The sequence below is a fragment of the Solibacillus sp. R5-41 genome (assembly GCF_002736105.1).
Classification (GTDB): domain Bacteria; phylum Bacillota; class Bacilli; order Bacillales_A; family Planococcaceae; genus Solibacillus.
Genome location: NZ_CP024123.1, coordinates 1716957 through 1735631, shown reverse-complemented (window position 1 = coordinate 1735631; position 18675 = coordinate 1716957). Strand labels below are relative to the sequence as shown.

Here is an 18675-nt window from a genome sequence, read left to right as displayed (position 1 = left end):
GAGACCATCACGCTGAAAGCCTTTATTAACACGGGTTTTCAGCTTTTTTTATTCTGTAAATCATGCTTAAAAATGAATAGTTGTTGTTGTTGCGTGACGGATGTGTGACGAATTTTTTAAAAACTCGGATTTTCATTAAAAATAAAGTGTAGGAAAACTTTTTACATACCATTAACTTTTCAATATAGAAAGCCTTCCACGGTCATTTTCATTTAATCTTCATATTGTAGAAATCTATTTAAAAAAACCTTTTCTTTTTCAACAACGCCATGCAAATTTTCATATGTTATTTCTAGATACATTTTACTGAGCACTTCCTGCAAATCAGCTTCAGTTATATTTTTTGCATTGAATACGACACGAAATTCATCATCCAAAAAGTCTAAGGAATAATACTAGAATTTTCACTAAAAAATATTTGAATTCTTGCTTTTCACCGCCAACGATAAACTTTAAAAACTCCACCATTTCAATAATGAGCATGACGCATAAAGCTAACGCAAGTACCGTTAAACCAACATTTAAAATCATTTGCAACACCTTTGTTTTCGAACAAGGTAGAATTAATAATGCAAAGGAAATTTTATTCAAATGGCTCAGTAAAGGTTTATGTTGAAAATTAATACCCTTCAAAGAAATGGATTTAATAATAACAAACATTCTTATTTGGAAGGTTCAGAAATGAGTAAAGCGTTTAGCAATTTATTAAAAGATATTGTTCACTTTTGCTCCGTTAATTTAGTCGAAAGTCTGATGTAGCATGCACATGAGGTTCTGATTGAAAAACCACATAATACAGATCGCCTTGTGTCCTTTGATCCGAATGTGCGCCTCCCCCTTTGGCATGATACTGAAGCTTGTCGTTGCACAATTTTAGCATTTATCCCAACGGCGCATATGGTGAAGCTGTCTGATGAAGAACTAGTTTTCTTAACACATATAAAAGATGAACAACAAGCCGTCCATGCATTATTGCAAGAAAAGGTACAAGTACTTTTCGTCACACTTGGAGCAGACGGCGCTACCCTTTATACAAGACAGCATTGTGTTAAAGTTAGCGCTTCTCTTGTGAAAGCCATGCTGCGCCCTTACTTTCCTTCGCCAATCAGTACGCAGGAGCATCGACAAAAAGACACGGTGCCATTGCTTCTTATCTGGCAAAGGATGCGCTAAGTTTCACATTCTAACAAAAAAAGCAATTCCTTTAGCGTATGAACGCTTGGAATTGCTTTTTGTGATGTACTACGATTTTGAACGTGGATCCATAAAATCACGAAATGCGTTACTGAGCATATAAAGCCCCAGAACTAGTAAGGTAATGGCTCCCCCCGGTGCGTATATGTACCAAGGTGCACTCATTAAATACGCCTGTGAATCTTTTAACATACGCCCCCAACTTGGATTTGGCGGTTGTACACCAAGCCCTAAATAACTAAGCGCCGCTTCCGCTAACATGGCCGCCGCAAAAGTCACCGTAGCTGCTACAATAATTTGTGATGAAATATTCGGTAAAATATGACGGAACATTATTTTAAAAGGGTTTACACCAATTAGTTTAGCGGCGAGTACATATTCTGCATCTCGGTGCTGTACAAAGCCACTTCGTGCAATTCGTGCAATGCCCGGTATCGCGATAATGCCTAGTGCGATTGCTGTATTGACAATCCCTGGTCCAAAAATCGCCACTAACATTAACGCTAAAATGATGCCTGGAAATGCCATTAGAGCATCCATAAAACGCATACAAATTTCGTCAATCCAACCTCCGACATAACCCGCAATAGCACCAATTAAAATACCCAATGTCACGCCTATTACTACTGTTAATATGCCCACTGCAAAGGCTGTTTGTGTGCCCTTCATAATACGGCTAAAAATATCACGACCAAATTCATCGGTTCCAAAGAGATTCACGCTACTTGGTCCTCGCAATTTTTCCGGAATATTCATAACATTCACATCAAATGGCGTGTAAAAAAAGCTAACAATCATGACCATAAAAAATCCGACGACGATTAGTAGACCAATGATTAAGTTAATATTTCCAGCATATCTTTGTACATTTTTCATCGTATCCACCTTCTCTCATCGTAATCGGATTCTCGGATCTAATACGGAATACAAAATATCCACGATAAAATTAATCGCGACAACCGCAACAGTAATATACATGACAATCCCTTGCACTAAAGGAAAGTCACGATTACTTATGGCTGTAATGAGCAGCTGGCCAACACCTGGCAGTGAGAATACTTGTTCAACAATAATCGTCCCCGCTACCACCTCAGCCATTATTAGCCCAAACACCGTTAGAATAGGAATCATCGAATTTTTTAACACATGCTTATACATCACATTTTGCTCGGACATTCCCTTACTGCGAATCGTACGTACATAATCAAGTTGCATTTGCTCTAAAACAGCGGTCCGTACATAGCGGAAATTGACAGCAATTTGCGGGATCGCGATCGTTAACGCCGGTAACACTAATGTACTAAGCGCACCTGTCACACTTTGTGTCCACGGAATATAGCCACTAATTTTAAAGAAATCAAACTTCATTCCAACATATAAAATTAGCATCATTCCTAACCAAAATGATGGAACGGCCATTCCTATTTGTGTCACCGTTGATAATGTCACATCGCTCAACTTATTTTGTCTACGTGCAGCGAACATCCCTAGTGGTATGGAAACTAGTAATACCATGCACAGGGTGAGTCCCCCGAGCGACATTGTTACGGGAAGCCTATCAAATAATAAGTCCTTTACTGGCATGGAAAAGCGAATTGAATTGCCTAAATCTCCTGTCAATAATCCCTTCATCCAAGCAGCATATTGTTCATAAAGGGGTCGGTCCAAACCAAGTTCGGACCGCAAATTTTCAATTTGTGTGGCGTCTGCTTCGGTACCTAACATCGTACGAATAGGATCACCAGGTAAAATTTGAAAAACACCAAATGTAATTATCGACACTAGAAGGATGGTTATTATTAACAGGATAAATCGACGTATTAGATACATCATAGCTTCATCCTTTCCTAGTTAGCGAATTTCACCTCAGACATGTCGTGGAACCAGAACGGATAGCTCTTCAACCCCGTTACTTGTTTGTCTGAACCCCAAACAATTTGATAATCCGCAATATAAACAGCTGCTGCTTGCTCTGCTAAAATTTCTTGCGCACGTTGGTAGTACTCAATTTGTTTCGCTTGGTCTGTTTCTTTCAGTACATCTGCCATGATTTTGTCGTATTCAGCATCTTTAAATAAGAAGAAGTTTTCACCATCATTTGTTGAGATGTAATCATTTAAAATTTCGAAAGCAGAAGCTCGACCCGTTAAGTCAATTGTTGTCATTTGATAATCACGACCGAAGTAAACACGGTCCAGCCAAATACCCCACTCCACGACTTCAATTTCTACATCCACACCAATTTCCTTTAAGTTGGCAACAACGATTTGTGCGATATTTGAATACATACCATTGTGCGATGATACTGTAATTTTTGTTTTAAAGCCGTCAGGATAGCCAGCCTCTGCTAGTAATGCTTTAGCTTTTTCCACATCAGGAGCATACATTTTTTCCAATCCTGTTTTTTGGAAGTCACCCATAGCTGGACTCATATTCGAACCAAGTTCTACCGCATAACCTGCAAAAACGGATTCCATAATATCTGATTTACTAATAGCATAGTTCATGGCTTGTCGAACTTTCACATTATCAAACGGTGCTTTTGTTTCGTTAAAAGTCACGATTAACGATGAGTTATTATTTTGATGTGATAAAGCATGACTACCTTCCACTTCACTTACGCGTTGCCAAGGTACACTCGTTAAGTCGACCTCATTGGCCATCAAACTCATAATTGCTGCTTGATCGTCTGATTGGAATGTAAACGTGACTTTATCTAAATATGGTAAGCCTTCTTTCCAGTAGTTTTCGTTCTTTGTTAACTCCAGATTTGTACCTGGAGAATATTTTACATACGCGAATGGTCCTGTACCGATTGGGTTTTCATTATGCTTACCGTCATTACTTTTCGGGATAATTGCGGATTGACGCGCTGTTAGTGAATATAAGAAATTTGAGTTTGCTTCTTTTAAAGTAATGACAAACGTGTTGGCATCTGGTGCTGTTGTTGAAGCGACATTATCGAAGTTATTCGACATTTTCTCACCACCACTTTTACCCATTAAACGGTCAAAAGAATATTGAATATCTTCAACTGTTAAATCATCACCATTATGGAATTTAACACCCTGGCGGATTTTAAATGTGTATGTTAAACCGTCCTCTGCGATTTCATAGCTCTCTGCAATGCCTTCTTTTAATGAACCGTCTGTTTCTGGCGCCATCAGTCCTTCAAAAATATTGAGAATCATTTGGTAAGAGATCGATGCTGTTGCTTTATGTGGATCTAAAAAGTCAGGGTCATCATTGACACGCACGACGATTTCTTGTGGTACGTCACTTACTGGCTTAACATCCCCCTCTTTGTCACCTTCAGTCGCTGTATCTTTTCCATCATCACCTGAAGAACATGCACTAATCACAAGACTAATCACTACTGTCAATAATAGTAATAACCAACTTCTTTTTATCTTCATATAATTTCTCCCCCTCGCATTATGCATTTTGAATGCTTGAATAGCTTTCTACATTTGCTAGTTTGTCCGCTGATTTGACGCCTGCAAGTATCGCCTCTTCCATAACCTGTGTCGCTAATTGACCAATATAGTCAACAGGATAAGATTTGTCTCCTGTACCTAACACAAAAATCGTATCGCCATCTAGCATCGTATGGACGGGATAAATCGTACGTGCAAGTGCATTTTGTGTTAGCTGCGCAATTTTTTTCGCCTCAGCTTTCGTTAATTGCGCATTCACAGCAATGACCCCAATGGTAGTATTCGTTCCTGCGAGTGCTTGTGATTGAGCATATTCAGCTAAATAAGCACAGCTATCAATCCAGCTGGCTGTTTCTGGGTTGCGCGCACCTGCCAGTATCTCCCTTGTGTCAGGGTCTTTCACATCTCCCACTGCATTCACTGCAACAATCGCTCCGACAACAAGATCGTCTTTTCCTGCAGTAGAGGCACTCCCCATTCCTCCTTTCATGCAAAATTGTGGACCTGCTATTTTACCAACCGTTGCGCCATATCCCGCACCGATATTACCGTTAGCAAATGCGCCGACTTGCGCGTTTTTCGCCGCTTCATAGCCCATTTCTGCTGTAGGTCTTACGTGTGCATCTCCGATAAATAAATCGAACAACACGGCACTGGGGACAATCGGAATTTTTGTAACACCTGCGTCAACACCGACACCTTTTTCCTCTAAATAGTGCATAACTCCTGTAGCGGCATCTAAGCCAAACGCACTGCCACCAGCTAAACAAATGCCGTGCACACGATCTATGGCATTAATAGGATCAAGCGCATCTGTTTCACGTGTGCCAGGTGCAGAGCCTCGCACATCAACGCCACACACTGCACCGTTTTCGACAAGTAGGACTGTGCATCCGGTAATCGCTTCTTTATTTTCTGCATGTCCTACTTTCACACCAGGAACATCGGTAATATTGCCAATCATCTATCTCACTCCTTTAGATTGAAATTTCACACTATTTATCATACAAAAAACAGGCGACACGTTGATGTTCGTTCATTTCTTGCATGGTTGGCCGCACTTGGTGACACTTCCCCATCACAAACGGACAACGCGTATGAAACACACAACCTACAGGTGGATTCATCGGACTCGGTAGCTCCCCTTGCAAAGGAATAGCCTGCTTTGGTTCATCAAAATTAACAACCGGAATCGCTGATAATAATGCCTGTGTATATGGATGAAGTGGATTGGTATACAATTCTTTTTTCGTGCCTATTTCTACAATGCGACCAAGATAGAGCACCGCTACACGATCGCTAATATGTTTAACGACACTTAAATCATGCGAAATGAATAAATACGTCAATTGAAATTCATCTTGTAAATCCATCAGTAAATTCAGTACTTGCGATTGTACCGAAACATCCAGTGCTGAAACCGGTTCATCTGCAATGATGAATTCTGGATTGATGGCCAGCGCACGCGCAATACCTATACGCTGACGCTGACCACCAGAAAATTCATGTGGATATTTATGCATCGCATCTTCTGCTAAGCCCACTTTTTGCAAAAGCTCCTTGACCCGTTTTTTACGTTGCTCTTTTGTAAGCGTCAATTGTAATGCCATCGGTTCTTCGATTATGGCACCAATACGCATACGAGGATTAAGAGACGCAAATGGATCTTGAAATATCATTTGCATTTGATTGCGATACTTTTGCAAATTACTACCTTTCAAATGCTGAATTTGCTGCCCTTTATATAAAATCTCGCCTTCTGTTGGTTCGACGAGTTTTAAAATCGTGCGTCCAAACGTTGATTTCCCTGAACCAGACTCACCCACAATCCCAAGTGTCTCCCCGCGATATATTTCCAAGGAAATATCATCGACTGCTTTGACGACTTTTTTCTCTTCTTTCATCGACTTCCGCTTCACTGGAAAATAGGCTTTTAAATGATTGATTTCAAGTAAGACTTCCTTCTTCGGCATAGGCACGCTCCTCCTTACCCGAGAATAAATGGCAACGTACTTTATGTGCTTCATTGACAGTCAACACTTCTGGTTGTAGCGATTGACACTGTTCCATCGCAAATTGGCAACGCGGTGCAAAGCGACAACCATCAGGTAACGCGTACGCAGGTGGTACAATGCCCGGGATAGACGGCAATCTTTCCACATCCGTATCAAGACTTGGCATCGTTTTTAACAAGGCTGTCGTATATGGATGTTGCGGATTTAAAAATAGCTCCCTCACTGGTGCTTCTTCAACAATTTGCCCTGCATACATGACCATGACACGATCAGCCGTCTCCGCAACGACACTCATATCATGCGTGATAAATAAGATGGCGGAACGATGCTCCTTCTTCATCTTCATCATCAAGTTTAAAATTTGCGCTTGCACAGTTACATCTAGTGCTGTTGTTGGCTCATCTGCAATAAGGAGCTGCGGATTATTCGCCATGGCAATGGCAATCATGACACGTTGACGCATCCCACCTGATAATTGATGCGGATATTCAGCTATCATTTTGTCTGCATTGGCAATTCCTACCTCTTGTAAAAGATGAATGGCTTTTTCGCGCGCTTCTTTTTTGGACACTTTTCGATGTCTCCGAATAGATTCCATTAGTTGATTGCCAATCGTAAAAACTGGATCAAGTGAAGTCATCGGCTCTTGAAAAACCATACTAATGTCATTGCCGCGTATATGACTCATCTCTTTATTTTTGTAGTCTAATAGATTATTGCCGTTAAAGTGGATTGTGCCAGCTGTGATTTCCCCCGGTGGTATTGGAAGTAGGCGCATAATGGCAAGCGACGTAATACTTTTACCACTTCCTGATTCGCCTACGAGTGCGACCGTTTCGCCTTTATGAATGGAAAAACTCACGTCATCCACTACTTTGGCTTGCTTGCCATTTTTCAGCTGGAATTGAATTTTCAAATTGCTTACTTCTAATAGCACCTGTTGTGTGTTTATTGGTTCCATATGCTTCCCTCCTTCTCACGTTCAATTGGGTAGAGCATAACGAATAGCAATATTTTTCATTTGTGTATAATTTCGAAGTGCAACAAAGCCTTTTTCACGCCCAATGCCGCTTTTCTTATATCCTCCAAATGGCATTTGAATACCACCTGCTGCTCCGTAATTATTGATAAACACTTGCCCTGCCTGCACACGGCTTGCGACATAATGCGCTGTATCTAAATCCTTTGACCAAACACCTGCTACTAATCCGTATTGTGTACTATTGGCCAGTGCAATTGCTTTTTCGACTGTGTCAAATGTAAAGACAGTAAGGACTGGTCCGAATATTTCTTCCTGCGCTAGAACGTGGGTATCTTCCAAGCCATCAAGAATTGTCGGTTGAATGTAATACCCTTTCTCATAGCCCTCAATCGTCAATGTTTCGCCACCAACTACAACATAGCCGTCTTCCCTCGCTTGCTGTAATCGCACTAAAATATTCATAAATTGACGTTCATTTAATAATGGTCCCATATCTAGATCTGCTTCACCAGGACCCACTTTGAGCACTTTAAATCGCTCCACTAGCTGAGTTAAAAACACCTCTTTTGCACTTTCTTCAATCAGTAAACGTGCGCCTGCTGAGCATGTTTGTCCTGCATTTTGAATGATGGCACGTAGTACACCGTCCAATGCCTGTTCCATCGGCGCATCTGCAAATACGATGTTCGGTGATTTCCCACCAAGCTCTAACGTCACTGGCACAATATTTTTAGCCGCTGCCTGCATCACGGCAATGCCTGTTGGGACAGAACCAGTAAAAGTAATGTGATTAATGTCTGGATGCGATGTTAATAGTGGTCCAACATCACTCCCTAAGCCTGTAACATGCTGAAAAATTCCTGCCGGCACTTTAGCCGCAAACCACTTCGTTATTGCATGCGTCGTTAGTGGCGTATCTTCCGCACTTTTCACAATCACCGCATTACCTGTGGCAATGGCAGCTGCGACACTTCTTGCTGTAATTTGAATCGGATAGTTCCACGGTACGATATGTACGGTAATTCCAACTGGCTCCAGTACTACCGCATTTAAAATACCATCTTCAATCGGAATGGTATCCCCCATAACTTTATCCGCCGCTCCACCATAAAACTCAAAATAACGAGCTGCCGCTTCAATATCTGCACGCGCTTGTGATAACGGCTTCCCGACATCTCGGCACTCTAGTAAACTCCATTCTTCCGCATGCTCACGTATATATTGTGCTAACTCGGTTAGTAGCTGACCACGCTCAAATGCCTTCACCTTACGCCATTCTTCACTGTCAAATGCCACACGTGCCGCACGTATCGCTTCATTGACTTGCGCTTCATTTGCATTACTAATTTGCGCCAGCACTTCACCAGTAGACGGATTCGTTACATCTACTAATCGTTCTTCATCCGCGTAAACCCAATCGCCATTTATCAACATTGGAATTTTTTGCATTACAATCCACGACCCCCATCAACATGTAACGTCGTACCCGTTACCATACTCGCTGCATCCGAAAGTAAATAACAAACGGCTCCTGCAATATCTGCAGGAGCGACTAGGCGACCAAGTGGGACAGATTGGACAAATACTTCTTGCTTTGTTTGTTCAACGTCTGCATTTGGTGCCGCAAATTGGGACAACATTTGTGTATCCGCTGGCCCAGGATGAATAGTATTCACTCGAATTTGATGCGGCGCAAGTTCAATGGCCAACCCACGAGAAAAACTTTCCGCTGCTCCTTTTGATGCGATATAAGCTTGCAACCCTGGACGCGGACGTACAGCTGAAATTGAGGCAATCGTGACAATCGCTCCTTTTTTACGTGCCTTCATATATGGCACAGCCGCTTTTGTCGTAATAAATAAACTTTTCACATTCACGTCCATTAAACGATTCCACTCATTTATCGATACATCTTCAATCGGTGTCGCCGCCTGTGCAATGCCAATCGCATTGACAAGCCCATCGATTCGTCCATATTTGTCATAAATATTTTGAAAAACTTCATTTACTTTATCCTCATGAAGCACATTCACGTCATGGAGTTGCAGCACATCACTTTCCCTATCAGCTAGTGATGCTACTGATAAATCAAGCCCAACAACAATTTTCCCTTGCTCTAGCAAATGCTTTAAAATAGCTTGTCCCATACCACCACCCGCACCTGTCACAATCACTACTTGCTGATCAACTGCCATATTAATCACTCCTTGTTGCTATTGATTTCATCGCTACAATGACTTCACAAATCGCGTTACCCATTTCTTGTGTATTTGCCTGACCGCCAATATCTGCAGTTTTGACACTACCTTCTCTTAGCACCTTCTCAATCGCTGACACAATAAGCTCCTCTACCTCTGGACGACCGATATGTCCAAACAGTAAAGCAAGTGACCAAATTTGGGCGATTGGATTTGCAATGCCCTTTCCTGCAATATTAGGTGCCGAACCGTGCACAGGCTCAAACATAGACGGAAACGCTTTTTCAGGATTGAGATTTGCAGAGGGTGAAAGACCAAGACCCCCAACAAGCGCAGATCCTAAATCCGATAAAATATCACCAAATAAATTCGAGGCCACAACGACTTCAAAATCTTGTGGTCGCTCCACAAAATACGCTACTAACGCATCAATATAAATAGATTCCAACTGAAGTGTTGGCGACGTATTCCCGAGCACCCTTTTCGTGTGCTCGTCCCAAAACTTCATCGAATGTATGATGGCATTTGACTTTGTGGCACTCGTAATTTTCGTTTTATGATGTTTATGCGCATAATTGCAAGCAGCACGCACAATTTTTTCAATACCTATACGTGTCATAATCGTATTTTGAATGGTCATTTCCTGCGGTTGATCGTTGTATATACGTCCCCCACTATTAGAATATTCCCCTTCTGCGTTTTCTCGGAAAATGACAAAATCAATATTCTTACCATTTGCTAACGGTGAGGCAATACCTGGCAGTGATTTAATCGGTCGGAAGTTTACATACTGCTGAAATTGTTTGCGTATCGGCATGATTAACTCCCACACCGTGACATCATCAGGTACGCGGTCATCACCAATTGCGCCAAATAATATCGCATCATATTGCGCCAATGTTTCGAGCGCATTATTTGGCATCATTCGCCCATGTTCTAGATAATAATCTGAACTCCACGGAAATATTGTTGCTTCTATTTGTAGTGTATGATCATGCTCCTGTAAAACCTCCAGCACTTTGATGGCCTCTTCCATTACTTCCTTGCCAATGCCATCTCCTGGGATAATCGCTATTCGAGTCGCTGTTATCATATTTTATCGTCCTTAAGAAACTTTAGTGCTGCCAAACGATAAATCGCTGTCGTTTCGGCTAGTTCTTCAATATCCACATACTCATTAATTTGATGCGGAATTTCGCGATCACCAGCACCTACTGTCACAATTGGCACACCATGCACATGGAGGAATGTGCCATCTGTTGCACCGGGTACACCGTTATAAATCGGTTTTTGTTCTGTTACTTCTGCAACCGCCTCATAGATAGCCTGTACGACAGGATCTTCCTTCGGTGTTGCTGTCGCTGGTCGATTATCTAATACCGTCAACTCCACCTTGAAGTCGGGATCATCCGCTTGTAAGCGTTTAATAATTGCATCAATTTTGCCAAGGAGCTCATCATGATCTTGCGCTGGCACCGTCCGAATATCGAGCGTCGTCATACAGTGATCTGGAATCACATTAATTTGCGCATCCCCTTTTACTGGAGCACGTAAAATTGTTGGCGTAATCGATGGCCAGTTCAACATAGCGTCTCTCCCTAAACGTGCCTGCTCTTCTTTTTCTAATTTTTCAAGCTCTACAATAAAGCGCGCCATACGCCAATTCGGGTTAATGCCACTCCAAGATATCGCACCGTGTGCCATTTTACCGAAAATATCTACCTGTAAGCGAATCGCACCACGCTGTGCAATACACACATTATTTTCTTGTGGCTCACAAATAATTGCACCATCTACTCCGTCAGCCCAGCCGTTTTTAATGAAATGCTTAATACCAAGCATCAGTCCCTCTTCATCACAAGGAATACATAAAATAATTTTGCCTGTAAACTCCTCCTGATCTAGCAGCAAGGACTGACAAGCTGTAATCATACATGCAAGATTTCCTTTTGTATCATTTGTGCCGCGTCCATACATACGACCGTCCACAATTTCTGCGCCGAATGGATCATACACCCATGCCTCACGATTTCCTTCTGTTACAACATCCGTATGGCCTTCAAACAGCAGCGTTTTCCCTGGATTGCCAGAATCAATAATGCCAATAACGTTTGGTCTACCAGGCACCACTTCCTCTACATGTGTTTCAATGCCCATATCTCGTAAATACTGAGCTATATAATTGGCTACTTCTTCTTCATTGCCATTTGGATCATTTTCACGATACACACTTTCTATTCGTACTAATTTTTGTGTCAATTCAATAACTGTCTTTCGATCACGTACGTACGATGCCGTTTTTTTTAAGCTTGCAAATGTCATCTATCTCTCCCCCATATCAAAAATAGTATAAAATTTCAGACTAATATCTATTACATATGAGAGAAGAAGCTAATAAAGTACCAATTATTGTATAGTTTTTGTTTAGCGAAAAGATATTTCAATTCTTTTCGTCATTATAAGTTGAGAAATTTCTTACAATAAGCGGCAGACAGCGGTATTCTTGTTGATTTCTTAAGATTATTTACTTTTAACTTATTAGTATATTAATTGAAATAATTCCCATTGATATCCATATAATCTAGTAGAGAACAAGGTGGCAAACTACGTATAATCTATAACAAGAAACGTACGAAAGTGTTTCTAATAGACGTGAGAAGCTCAAGCGTGGCACTGCTGGGGTTGAATATTTCTTGTGGAAAAAAGTAAAAAATGAAGCGTTTCGTACCGTTGTCACACCATGGCAGTCATATGCGCTTGGTTCACAAGCTTTGATTTGGGATCGTTATTGATTTTTTTTGATGTATGTTTGTGTAAGAAGACTTAAATTGAATAATAAATAATTAAAGATTCCCACGTACTTATTATCCAAATTAATCTAGTTTTTACTTTATAAAGTTCCCAATGAAATTCGAGTATTTCTTTGAGAACAATGCGCCATTCGATTGGCTGGATAGCACAAAGAAGCTGGTGAGTAAAACTAGCGAAAGATAAAGGTTTACAGTTCTTTTTCTTCTGTCCTTCCGTATGCAAAAAGCTGACTGAATACCGCATTTTTGTTCGTGCCGACAAATTGCGGACAAATCCAAAAATAAAGGTGTAAGGTAGGAAGTTATCCAAAAATAAAAAACCTGAAAACGTTGATACACCGACGTTATCAGGCACTTTAATTGATGGTCTCGACAAGTCTCGAACTTGCGCCCCCCACCATTGTACGCGTTGTGACCAATCTTCGTGACGTGACAGCCGAAGAAATCGCCGGCATGTACAAAGAACGCTGGGCAATTGAATCCTTTTTTCGCTGGATTAAACAAAACTTAAATGTCCCGGTGTTATTCGTAAGATTTTTTCCAATTATTTAGTGTTACTTTGGATGGCCTTGTGAAAAATGTCTGCACTGTCATTATCTGCATTCGGCAATAAATGTGCATAATACTCTAAAGTGATTTTAGGATTGGCGTGACCTAATCGTCGAATATTTATTCTACATTTATTCATGCTCCGGAACAGAAACACAAACTCTATAAATGCCACTTTACGATAGCAATGTCAAATATAAATTCAGCATAATTGTAACATATAGGAAAATTCTAGAATCCTTCATTTATAAATGTTACTATTTTAAAGGTAGAGGCTACCAGATACATATGTAGTTATTTTCTAAATAATCATTTGGAGGTAGAAATGGAACAAAAGCTTATTGATCAATTGAACGAGTGGCATGAAGTAGACGAACATCAGCGAATTATCGATTCGCTTTCACAAATTCCTGATGAAGAACGAGACTATGAATCAATCAGCCTTTTGGCCCGAGCCTATAACAATTTGGGGCTTTACAAAGAAGCGCTCTATCAATTTGATAAAATTTCTGAGGCTGGCAAACAGGATTCTCTATGGCATTATCGGGTAGGCTTTGCTCTTTATCATTTAAAGAGATATGAGGAAGCAGCTCAAGCTTTCAACAGGTCTGATCAATTAGAGCCTGGTGTTAAAAGTACCGAGTACTTTTTAAGAACGAGTACTCATAAAGCGAAGAAGCAGAAAAAGGAAGAACTCCGGCTTGCCAAGAAGCAAGCTTACTTCGAGCGTGGCGGTTCCGCAGCAAAGAAGAGTCCTTTTTCAGATATGTTTCTAACTGATTTCTGGGATGACAGCGGGTATGCTAGAACATCCTATCAATCTGAGCCACCGACGGATGAACTAATCGCTTCTATAGAAAAAGAGCTTTGTTATAAGCTCCCCTCCTCTTATATTCATCTGATGAGGCATCAGAATGGCGGGGTGCCGAAGAACACCTACTTTCCAACTCAGGAACCGACTTCCTGGGCAGAGGATCATATTGCTATTTCAGGGATTATGGGAATTGGTCGCGAGAAAAGCTATTCGCTGTGCGGAGATCTGGGCAGTCCATTTATGATCGAGGAATGGGGATATCCTGACATTGGCGTGGTGATCTGTGATTGTCCTTCAGCCGGTCATGATGTCGTCATGTTAGACTACCGAGCATGCGGTAAAGCTGGAGAACCTGAAGTCGTTCATGTCGATCAAGAAGAGGATTATGAGATTACCTTCCTTGCCGATAATTTTGAAGAGTTTATTAAAGGCTTAGTGAGCGAAGAACAATATGATACTTCTGAAGAAGACAAAGAAGAAGCCTTGGATAAAGTTGCGCACGGTAAATTTTCTCCCCTGCTGGAGGAGCTGTGCTCACAAGTAACCGAAGTGGAACAGGTTGAACAGAAAATCCGCAGTATATGTACACGGATTGTTGAAGAAAAAGGACATTTTTCTTTTCATGCAGATGAATTATCGTATGTCATGTATGATGTGCAGTTTTGGTTATATACGAAGTCGTATCCGGACACCAGTCGTGATCAATATGTGGCAGCATATCAAAACATAATCGCTTTTGGCGGAGAATTCGGTCAAGGCGGATATGGCCCTTCTTTTATTACAGATTGGCTTGATCATCGCATCGAGGAAGGACGTATCGTACAGAATCACGGGATTATTCGCTTTACCAATGCGTTTGCAGAGGAAGTAATTAATAAGTTAAATGAAGGCTAATCACAGATTAAGTTGCAGATTAGGTTCATCTCTAATAATGAAAAGAGCTCGCTTTCAAAGCGGGCTCTTCTTCTTGTCATCTTCTTTGGGTCTTCAGCATTCATTATTTTAGTGGCGGTTCCGCTCGAATCTTTCATTCAGTGCAACAACAAGTTCCTTAAAGCGTTTCTCCTCTTTCGTGTTTAGCAGATTATCCGAATCCCCCCTACCGCCAGTAATATCCATCTAATAATTCATACATGTCGAGAAGAGTAATTTCTGGAGTGACTGGATTATGAAAAACGGACAGCATCGGTTCAGGGCCATCATCCAAGTTATTTTCGTTCACGATGGCATGTAATATTTCCGGCGAATTTATTCCTTCTATCTTATCGCACATTTTGTTCTGTGACTCCTCATACAAAACCTCATCAACAAACCTTTGCTCTCCTCGTGTCAGAGAAAGACGAACCGCTCCTTTTGTTTCAAGCAGAAGGTCTGCAACCTTCTTATCTGTACGGGCCGCATTCCAAGCTGTAGCTAATATGCCCAGTGGCGAGTCCAGTTTTGCCCCAGCTTCGATGAGCTAAAAGGGCTTCAATTTGCTTGAACTTTACAGCTTTTTTAAGTGGTGTATCACCAAGTTTATCCTGTGCATCAAGTTCTACTCCATGCTCTATCAATACCTCTATCGCCTGAACAGGCATTCGATTTGTCAAAAAAAGCATCAGCGGTGTTCTCCCCCGTTCGTCCCGTTCATTCACATCCAGTTCTGCTGCTGCCTTCAGTACACGAGACAGATCATCTGTCTTGCTAACTTCTTTCCAATCCAAGTGTACTCCCCCTTTGACACGGTGCTACCATAAACATGAACGTTATTCAGCTTTGCTGATATACTGTTGCTGTAATCCTGTCTTTTTGACATATAAACATATAAAAAATGCCTTCAGCATATTCATCGAAATCTGCATAATCGATCTGCCCTATATACTGCATTCTTCGTTCACAACAAGGACAAACTGGATACTCCGGATCCTGGACCCAGCTTGGATGACCGCCGATCTGCGAATCTAATTGTGACATGGTCCAAACTGCAGCATAATACGGTGATTGCGGCTCATGTGAAAGGACTAAACTAGGTGGGATTTCAGTTCTGCTGTTTACGTCATCAATATCCGGAAGATAATCAGGTTCCTGATTATAGCAGCTCCAGACAGGCACGCCATGATCGTCCAGCTCCATGTATATCGTGCTAAAGCCCCCACATAAGTCACAGGTTATCACCTGCAGGTTCTCCATCTGCAGGTCGAGATATTGCAAGGACGGATGAGAGGTAGCTGCATCTATCAACTTCGTTAACTTCCTATTGCACCATGGGCATGTTGAATGGCTTATCCCAAGAAAACGAACATGATGTTGTTCATTTAAATCATCATACTGTTGGTCTGCTTGCCTAATCGCATAACATAAATGGTTTATTAGGTCACGCCTCTCTCCGTCTGAGGTAAGCTCCCATCCTCCATCAAGAGCGTAAGTTTCAGGAGTTACATACAACTGCTCCGCCCATTTTGGCGGCTGCATTTGCCATTCCCGAAATTGCTCTGTGACCGCGTCATTACCAATCCATCCGAGTACAAGAAGGAGATGATTTCGGTTGTCCTCATCCCAAATCACCCTCTCCAAAAGCAGATTTTGAATGTCTTGTGGCGCATCTTTAAAAAGAATCGGGTTATGAAACAAGCCGCGCTCTATAAGCTCAGGCAAAGCATTCGAGATATTATCATTCCGATAACTTACTAGTGATAATAAAATGTCTTCTGCTTCACTTTCATTGTTAATAGCGAGTAATTCCATCGCATATTCTAATATACCGCCCGCTTCATGATTTGATAACGATATGTACACCTGCTCCATGCTTAAAGGATAAGGAGTGTATTGGATAAGCGGACCTTGCTTTCTTGGTGAATGCATCACCTTGAGAATGTCTAAATGATCTGTTAGTCCTTCATAGAGATTCACCGTTTTGCGGTGCTGCTCAATATAAGTTTGTTGCTTTTTTCGTTCTTGCTCTTGATGGCAAGGCATGCAGATGCCGCCTGTTTTGGCTGCTGTACTCAGCAGAATTGTTGCGCTGCAGCCTTCCGTCTTGCATGGTATGCGTTCTGCCATGTTTGATTATCCCCCTTTATTTCTCCCTCTTCTTTGCTGGTGTGTGCTTAGATAAAGGGAATGTATAGTGCATAGCTTATTGTATATGCTGATTAATTCGTAAATAAGTTATCGCTTATAGTCGGGCTGTTCCAAAGTAATAGAATTAGGATTGCTGAGTACCCAATGCACTGCAAGTTCGCATAGTCTCGCAGGTTCATTACTACCATTGCCGTTGTTAAGTTCTTTCACTAATGTTTCAGCCTCCTGAAGTGCAGCGGGATGTAATGGCGTACCCAAGCTAAAGTAATGGTCTAAACTGTTAAGCATTTTACGATATTGATTATCCCAGTTGATACTGCCGTTATCTAAAATTTCGTATGATACTTTACCAGTTATACGGATAACTTCACCCTGTACGTTTTTCGCATGTCCTTGTGAAGAAATTAATAAATTCCAGAGTTCATTATGTTGCGCCTGCCATCCCTTTGTTGACACTGCTATTGGAGAGGTGCCATCGTGAGTCTTTCGTTTCCCTACTGGAGGAACATCAAATAGCTCATATAGACGTAAAAGTGCCTCATCTGTTAGATTCAAATTTTCTTTATTAAAGCCTTCTTTGTGAAACTCAAAGTCATTTCCAATTCGCTTAATATAGTCTTTCATTTCCTGCGTTTCAGTTGCTCCAGCGTTAAGCAAAATATCGGCAACTTTCGCCATATTGACGATATCTATGTTTCTACACATTGCCAACGCTTTTTCTAAGGGCGTATGTTTCATCTTATTTTCTGCGCTGAGATTTGCGCCTTTGGCAACTAATGTGTAAACTGCATTTGGATTAAATGAACCTGCTGCGTCAAATAAAGGTGTCTCGTTTTGATAATCAATGGCTTCTATATCTGCACCCAACTCAAGCAGCAATTCAGTATTACCGCACCAACTTATTGCATGTTTATGTAGAGCCACTCTTCCGTAACTGTCACTAGCATTTATATCAGCACCCTGATCCACGAGCCAGCGGACCAATTCATTCGGTATATTGAAAAGGTTTGATAATCCATTAAAGTTATGGAGTATGGAATTATAGCGAATACTCCTATCGTATTTAAGATTGTTAGTAAAAAGACTAGCTTTATTCTCCATTTCTCCATGTATACACCTCTTTTAATGTCCTATTTGATCTAATCCAATAACTATAATAATTAAACTCACGTTAATAATAGCTAGCACGCCAGAAATTTTCCCAGCTGTGGCGCCGAACCATATTGTAAAAACCGATGTAAAAATTGCGATAATGCCGAGAGTCATTACCAGTAGACCGACTCTGTTCCCTAGCCTTTCTTTATTAACTGGTTCCCATGTTTCCCTGAAACCTGCCAAAAATACAAATGTCTTTTTTGTCCGAACAATGTAGCCAGCCCAGATGAAAAGCATTCCGACAGCTAAACCAATTATCATTTCAATTCCCATTTCCTTTTGTCCCCCTTTTATTAACAGTTATTTTGTAAATCTTAATTTACGCGAAATACGTGTATTTGAAAGAGTTCGTAAAAATTGAAGTTATTAGATTTAAAACAAAATAATCCCAATTCCCCCCTCTTTGGATGTTATACGGAAATGAGCTTATAAAAGTTTCATTAAAAAAGCTCCCAAAG

Annotated in this window: 18 protein-coding genes and 1 pseudogene; 3 read left to right on the top strand and 16 right to left on the bottom strand. The window is 41.1% G+C overall.

All coding sequences use genetic code 11. From position 1 onward, the window contains the following. Positions 1-369: 369 nt before the first annotated feature. On the bottom strand, positions 370-531 hold the full coding sequence (locus CSE16_RS08155; protein WP_253896204.1) for a hypothetical protein: 162 nt from the start codon (positions 529-531) through the stop codon (positions 370-372). A 276-nt stretch (positions 532-807) separates the two neighbouring features. On the opposite strand from CSE16_RS08155, the gene CSE16_RS21800 reads away from it, so the two are divergent. Next, on the top strand, positions 808-1173 hold the full coding sequence (locus tag CSE16_RS21800; protein ID WP_371514588.1) for a PfkB family carbohydrate kinase: 366 nt from the start codon (positions 808-810) through the stop codon (positions 1171-1173). A gap of 69 nt (positions 1174-1242) precedes the next feature. On the opposite strand, the gene CSE16_RS08145 is transcribed toward CSE16_RS21800, so the two are convergent. From CSE16_RS08145 to CSE16_RS08100, 10 genes are read right to left on the bottom strand one after another with little or no spacing between them, the layout of a single operon-like run. Then, complete coding sequence (locus tag CSE16_RS08145) at positions 1243-2070, bottom strand: ABC transporter permease (protein WP_099423440.1); 828 nt, start codon at positions 2068-2070, stop codon at positions 1243-1245. A gap of 15 nt (positions 2071-2085) precedes the next feature. Beyond that, entirely contained in the window at positions 2086-3027 is a 942-nt protein-coding gene (locus CSE16_RS08140; protein WP_099423439.1) for an ABC transporter permease, read from the bottom strand. 14 nt (positions 3028-3041) lie between these two features. Continuing rightward, on the bottom strand, positions 3042-4610 hold the full coding sequence (locus CSE16_RS08135) for an ABC transporter substrate-binding protein (RefSeq protein ID WP_099423438.1): 1569 nt from the start codon (positions 4608-4610) through the stop codon (positions 3042-3044). Between the two features lie 19 nt (positions 4611-4629). After that, positions 4630-5595, bottom strand: coding sequence for a P1 family peptidase (locus tag CSE16_RS08130; RefSeq protein ID WP_099423437.1), 966 nt, complete (start codon positions 5593-5595; stop codon positions 4630-4632). A 31-nt stretch (positions 5596-5626) separates the two neighbouring features. Further along, positions 5627-6604, bottom strand: coding sequence for an ABC transporter ATP-binding protein (locus CSE16_RS08125; protein ID WP_099423436.1), 978 nt, complete (start codon positions 6602-6604; stop codon positions 5627-5629). Continuing rightward, positions 6579-7607, bottom strand: coding sequence for an ABC transporter ATP-binding protein (locus tag CSE16_RS08120; protein ID WP_099423435.1), 1029 nt, complete (start codon positions 7605-7607; stop codon positions 6579-6581). Before CSE16_RS08120 ends, CSE16_RS08125 begins: the two co-directional genes overlap by 26 nt. Before the next feature lie 21 nt (positions 7608-7628). Further along, positions 7629-9077, bottom strand: a complete 1449-nt coding sequence (locus CSE16_RS08115; RefSeq protein WP_099423434.1) for an aldehyde dehydrogenase family protein — start codon at positions 9075-9077, stop codon at positions 7629-7631. After that, a complete protein-coding gene (locus CSE16_RS08110; protein ID WP_099423433.1) occupies positions 9077-9823 on the bottom strand; it encodes an SDR family NAD(P)-dependent oxidoreductase in 747 nt (248 codons plus the stop codon). Before CSE16_RS08110 ends, CSE16_RS08115 begins: the two co-directional genes overlap by 1 nt. A gap of 1 nt (position 9824) precedes the next feature. Further along, entirely contained in the window at positions 9825-10916 is a 1092-nt protein-coding gene (locus CSE16_RS08105) for a tartrate dehydrogenase (RefSeq protein WP_099425788.1), read from the bottom strand. After that, a complete protein-coding gene (locus CSE16_RS08100; protein WP_099423432.1) occupies positions 10916-12148 on the bottom strand; it encodes a M20 family metallopeptidase in 1233 nt (410 codons plus the stop codon). Before CSE16_RS08100 ends, CSE16_RS08105 begins: the two co-directional genes overlap by 1 nt. Positions 12149-13047: 899 nt before the next feature. On the opposite strand from CSE16_RS08100, the pseudogene CSE16_RS08095 reads away from it, so the two are divergent. Both CSE16_RS08095 and CSE16_RS08090 read left to right on the top strand, forming a co-directional pair. Beyond that, a pseudogene (locus tag CSE16_RS08095) lies at positions 13048-13152 on the top strand (transposase); the annotation flags it as partial. Positions 13153-13510: 358 nt separating this feature from the next. Continuing rightward, the gene (locus tag CSE16_RS08090) at positions 13511-14893 is read left to right on the top strand and encodes an SMI1/KNR4 family protein (protein ID WP_099423431.1); all 1383 of its coding nucleotides are present in this window, start codon (positions 13511-13513) and stop codon (positions 14891-14893) included. A gap of 205 nt (positions 14894-15098) precedes the next feature. Here CSE16_RS08090 and CSE16_RS22160 read toward each other — a convergent pair whose 3' ends face one another. From CSE16_RS22160 to CSE16_RS08070, 5 genes are all read right to left on the bottom strand, one after another. Beyond that, the gene (locus CSE16_RS22160) at positions 15099-15272 is read right to left on the bottom strand and encodes a DUF4274 domain-containing protein (protein ID WP_371514586.1); all 174 of its coding nucleotides are present in this window, start codon (positions 15270-15272) and stop codon (positions 15099-15101) included. Between the two features lie 109 nt (positions 15273-15381). Further along, on the bottom strand, positions 15382-15705 hold the full coding sequence (locus CSE16_RS21790) for an ankyrin repeat domain-containing protein (RefSeq protein ID WP_253896203.1): 324 nt from the start codon (positions 15703-15705) through the stop codon (positions 15382-15384). 46 nt (positions 15706-15751) lie between these two features. Next, entirely contained in the window at positions 15752-17041 is a 1290-nt protein-coding gene (locus tag CSE16_RS08080) for a DUF1963 domain-containing protein (RefSeq protein ID WP_099423430.1), read from the bottom strand. Between the two features lie 108 nt (positions 17042-17149). Beyond that, complete coding sequence (locus CSE16_RS08075; RefSeq protein ID WP_099423429.1) at positions 17150-18163, bottom strand: ankyrin repeat domain-containing protein; 1014 nt, start codon at positions 18161-18163, stop codon at positions 17150-17152. Positions 18164-18184: 21 nt separating this feature from the next. Next, the gene (locus CSE16_RS08070) at positions 18185-18490 is read right to left on the bottom strand and encodes a DUF3784 domain-containing protein (protein ID WP_099423428.1); all 306 of its coding nucleotides are present in this window, start codon (positions 18488-18490) and stop codon (positions 18185-18187) included. Positions 18491-18675: the final 185 nt, after the last annotated feature.

Coding starts and splice junctions, on each gene's coding strand:
- CSE16_RS08070 (WP_099423428.1), bottom strand. CDS start 18,490: ATGGGAATTGAAATGATAATTGGTTTAGCTGTCGGAATGCTTTTCATC.
- CSE16_RS22160 (WP_371514586.1), bottom strand. CDS start 15,272: ATGTGCGATAAGATAGAAGGAATAAATTCGCCGGAAATATTACATGCC.
- CSE16_RS08120 (WP_099423435.1), bottom strand. CDS start 7,607: ATGGAACCAATAAACACACAACAGGTGCTATTAGAAGTAAGCAATTTG.
- CSE16_RS08110 (WP_099423433.1), bottom strand. CDS start 9,823: ATGGCAGTTGATCAGCAAGTAGTGATTGTGACAGGTGCGGGTGGTGGT.
- CSE16_RS08080 (WP_099423430.1), bottom strand. CDS start 17,041: ATGGCAGAACGCATACCATGCAAGACGGAAGGCTGCAGCGCAACAATT.
- CSE16_RS08155 (WP_253896204.1), bottom strand. CDS start 531: ATGATTTTAAATGTTGGTTTAACGGTACTTGCGTTAGCTTTATGCGTC.
- CSE16_RS08130 (WP_099423437.1), bottom strand. CDS start 5,595: ATGATTGGCAATATTACCGATGTTCCTGGTGTGAAAGTAGGACATGCA.
- CSE16_RS08135 (WP_099423438.1), bottom strand. CDS start 4,610: ATGAAGATAAAAAGAAGTTGGTTATTACTATTATTGACAGTAGTGATT.
- CSE16_RS08115 (WP_099423434.1), bottom strand. CDS start 9,077: ATGCAAAAAATTCCAATGTTGATAAATGGCGATTGGGTTTACGCGGAT.
- CSE16_RS08090 (WP_099423431.1), top strand. CDS start 13,511: ATGGAACAAAAGCTTATTGATCAATTGAACGAGTGGCATGAAGTAGAC.
- CSE16_RS08145 (WP_099423440.1), bottom strand. CDS start 2,070: ATGAAAAATGTACAAAGATATGCTGGAAATATTAACTTAATCATTGGT.
- CSE16_RS08100 (WP_099423432.1), bottom strand. CDS start 12,148: ATGACATTTGCAAGCTTAAAAAAAACGGCATCGTACGTACGTGATCGA.
- CSE16_RS08140 (WP_099423439.1), bottom strand. CDS start 3,027: ATGATGTATCTAATACGTCGATTTATCCTGTTAATAATAACCATCCTT.
- CSE16_RS08125 (WP_099423436.1), bottom strand. CDS start 6,604: ATGCCGAAGAAGGAAGTCTTACTTGAAATCAATCATTTAAAAGCCTAT.
- CSE16_RS08075 (WP_099423429.1), bottom strand. CDS start 18,163: ATGGAGAATAAAGCTAGTCTTTTTACTAACAATCTTAAATACGATAGG.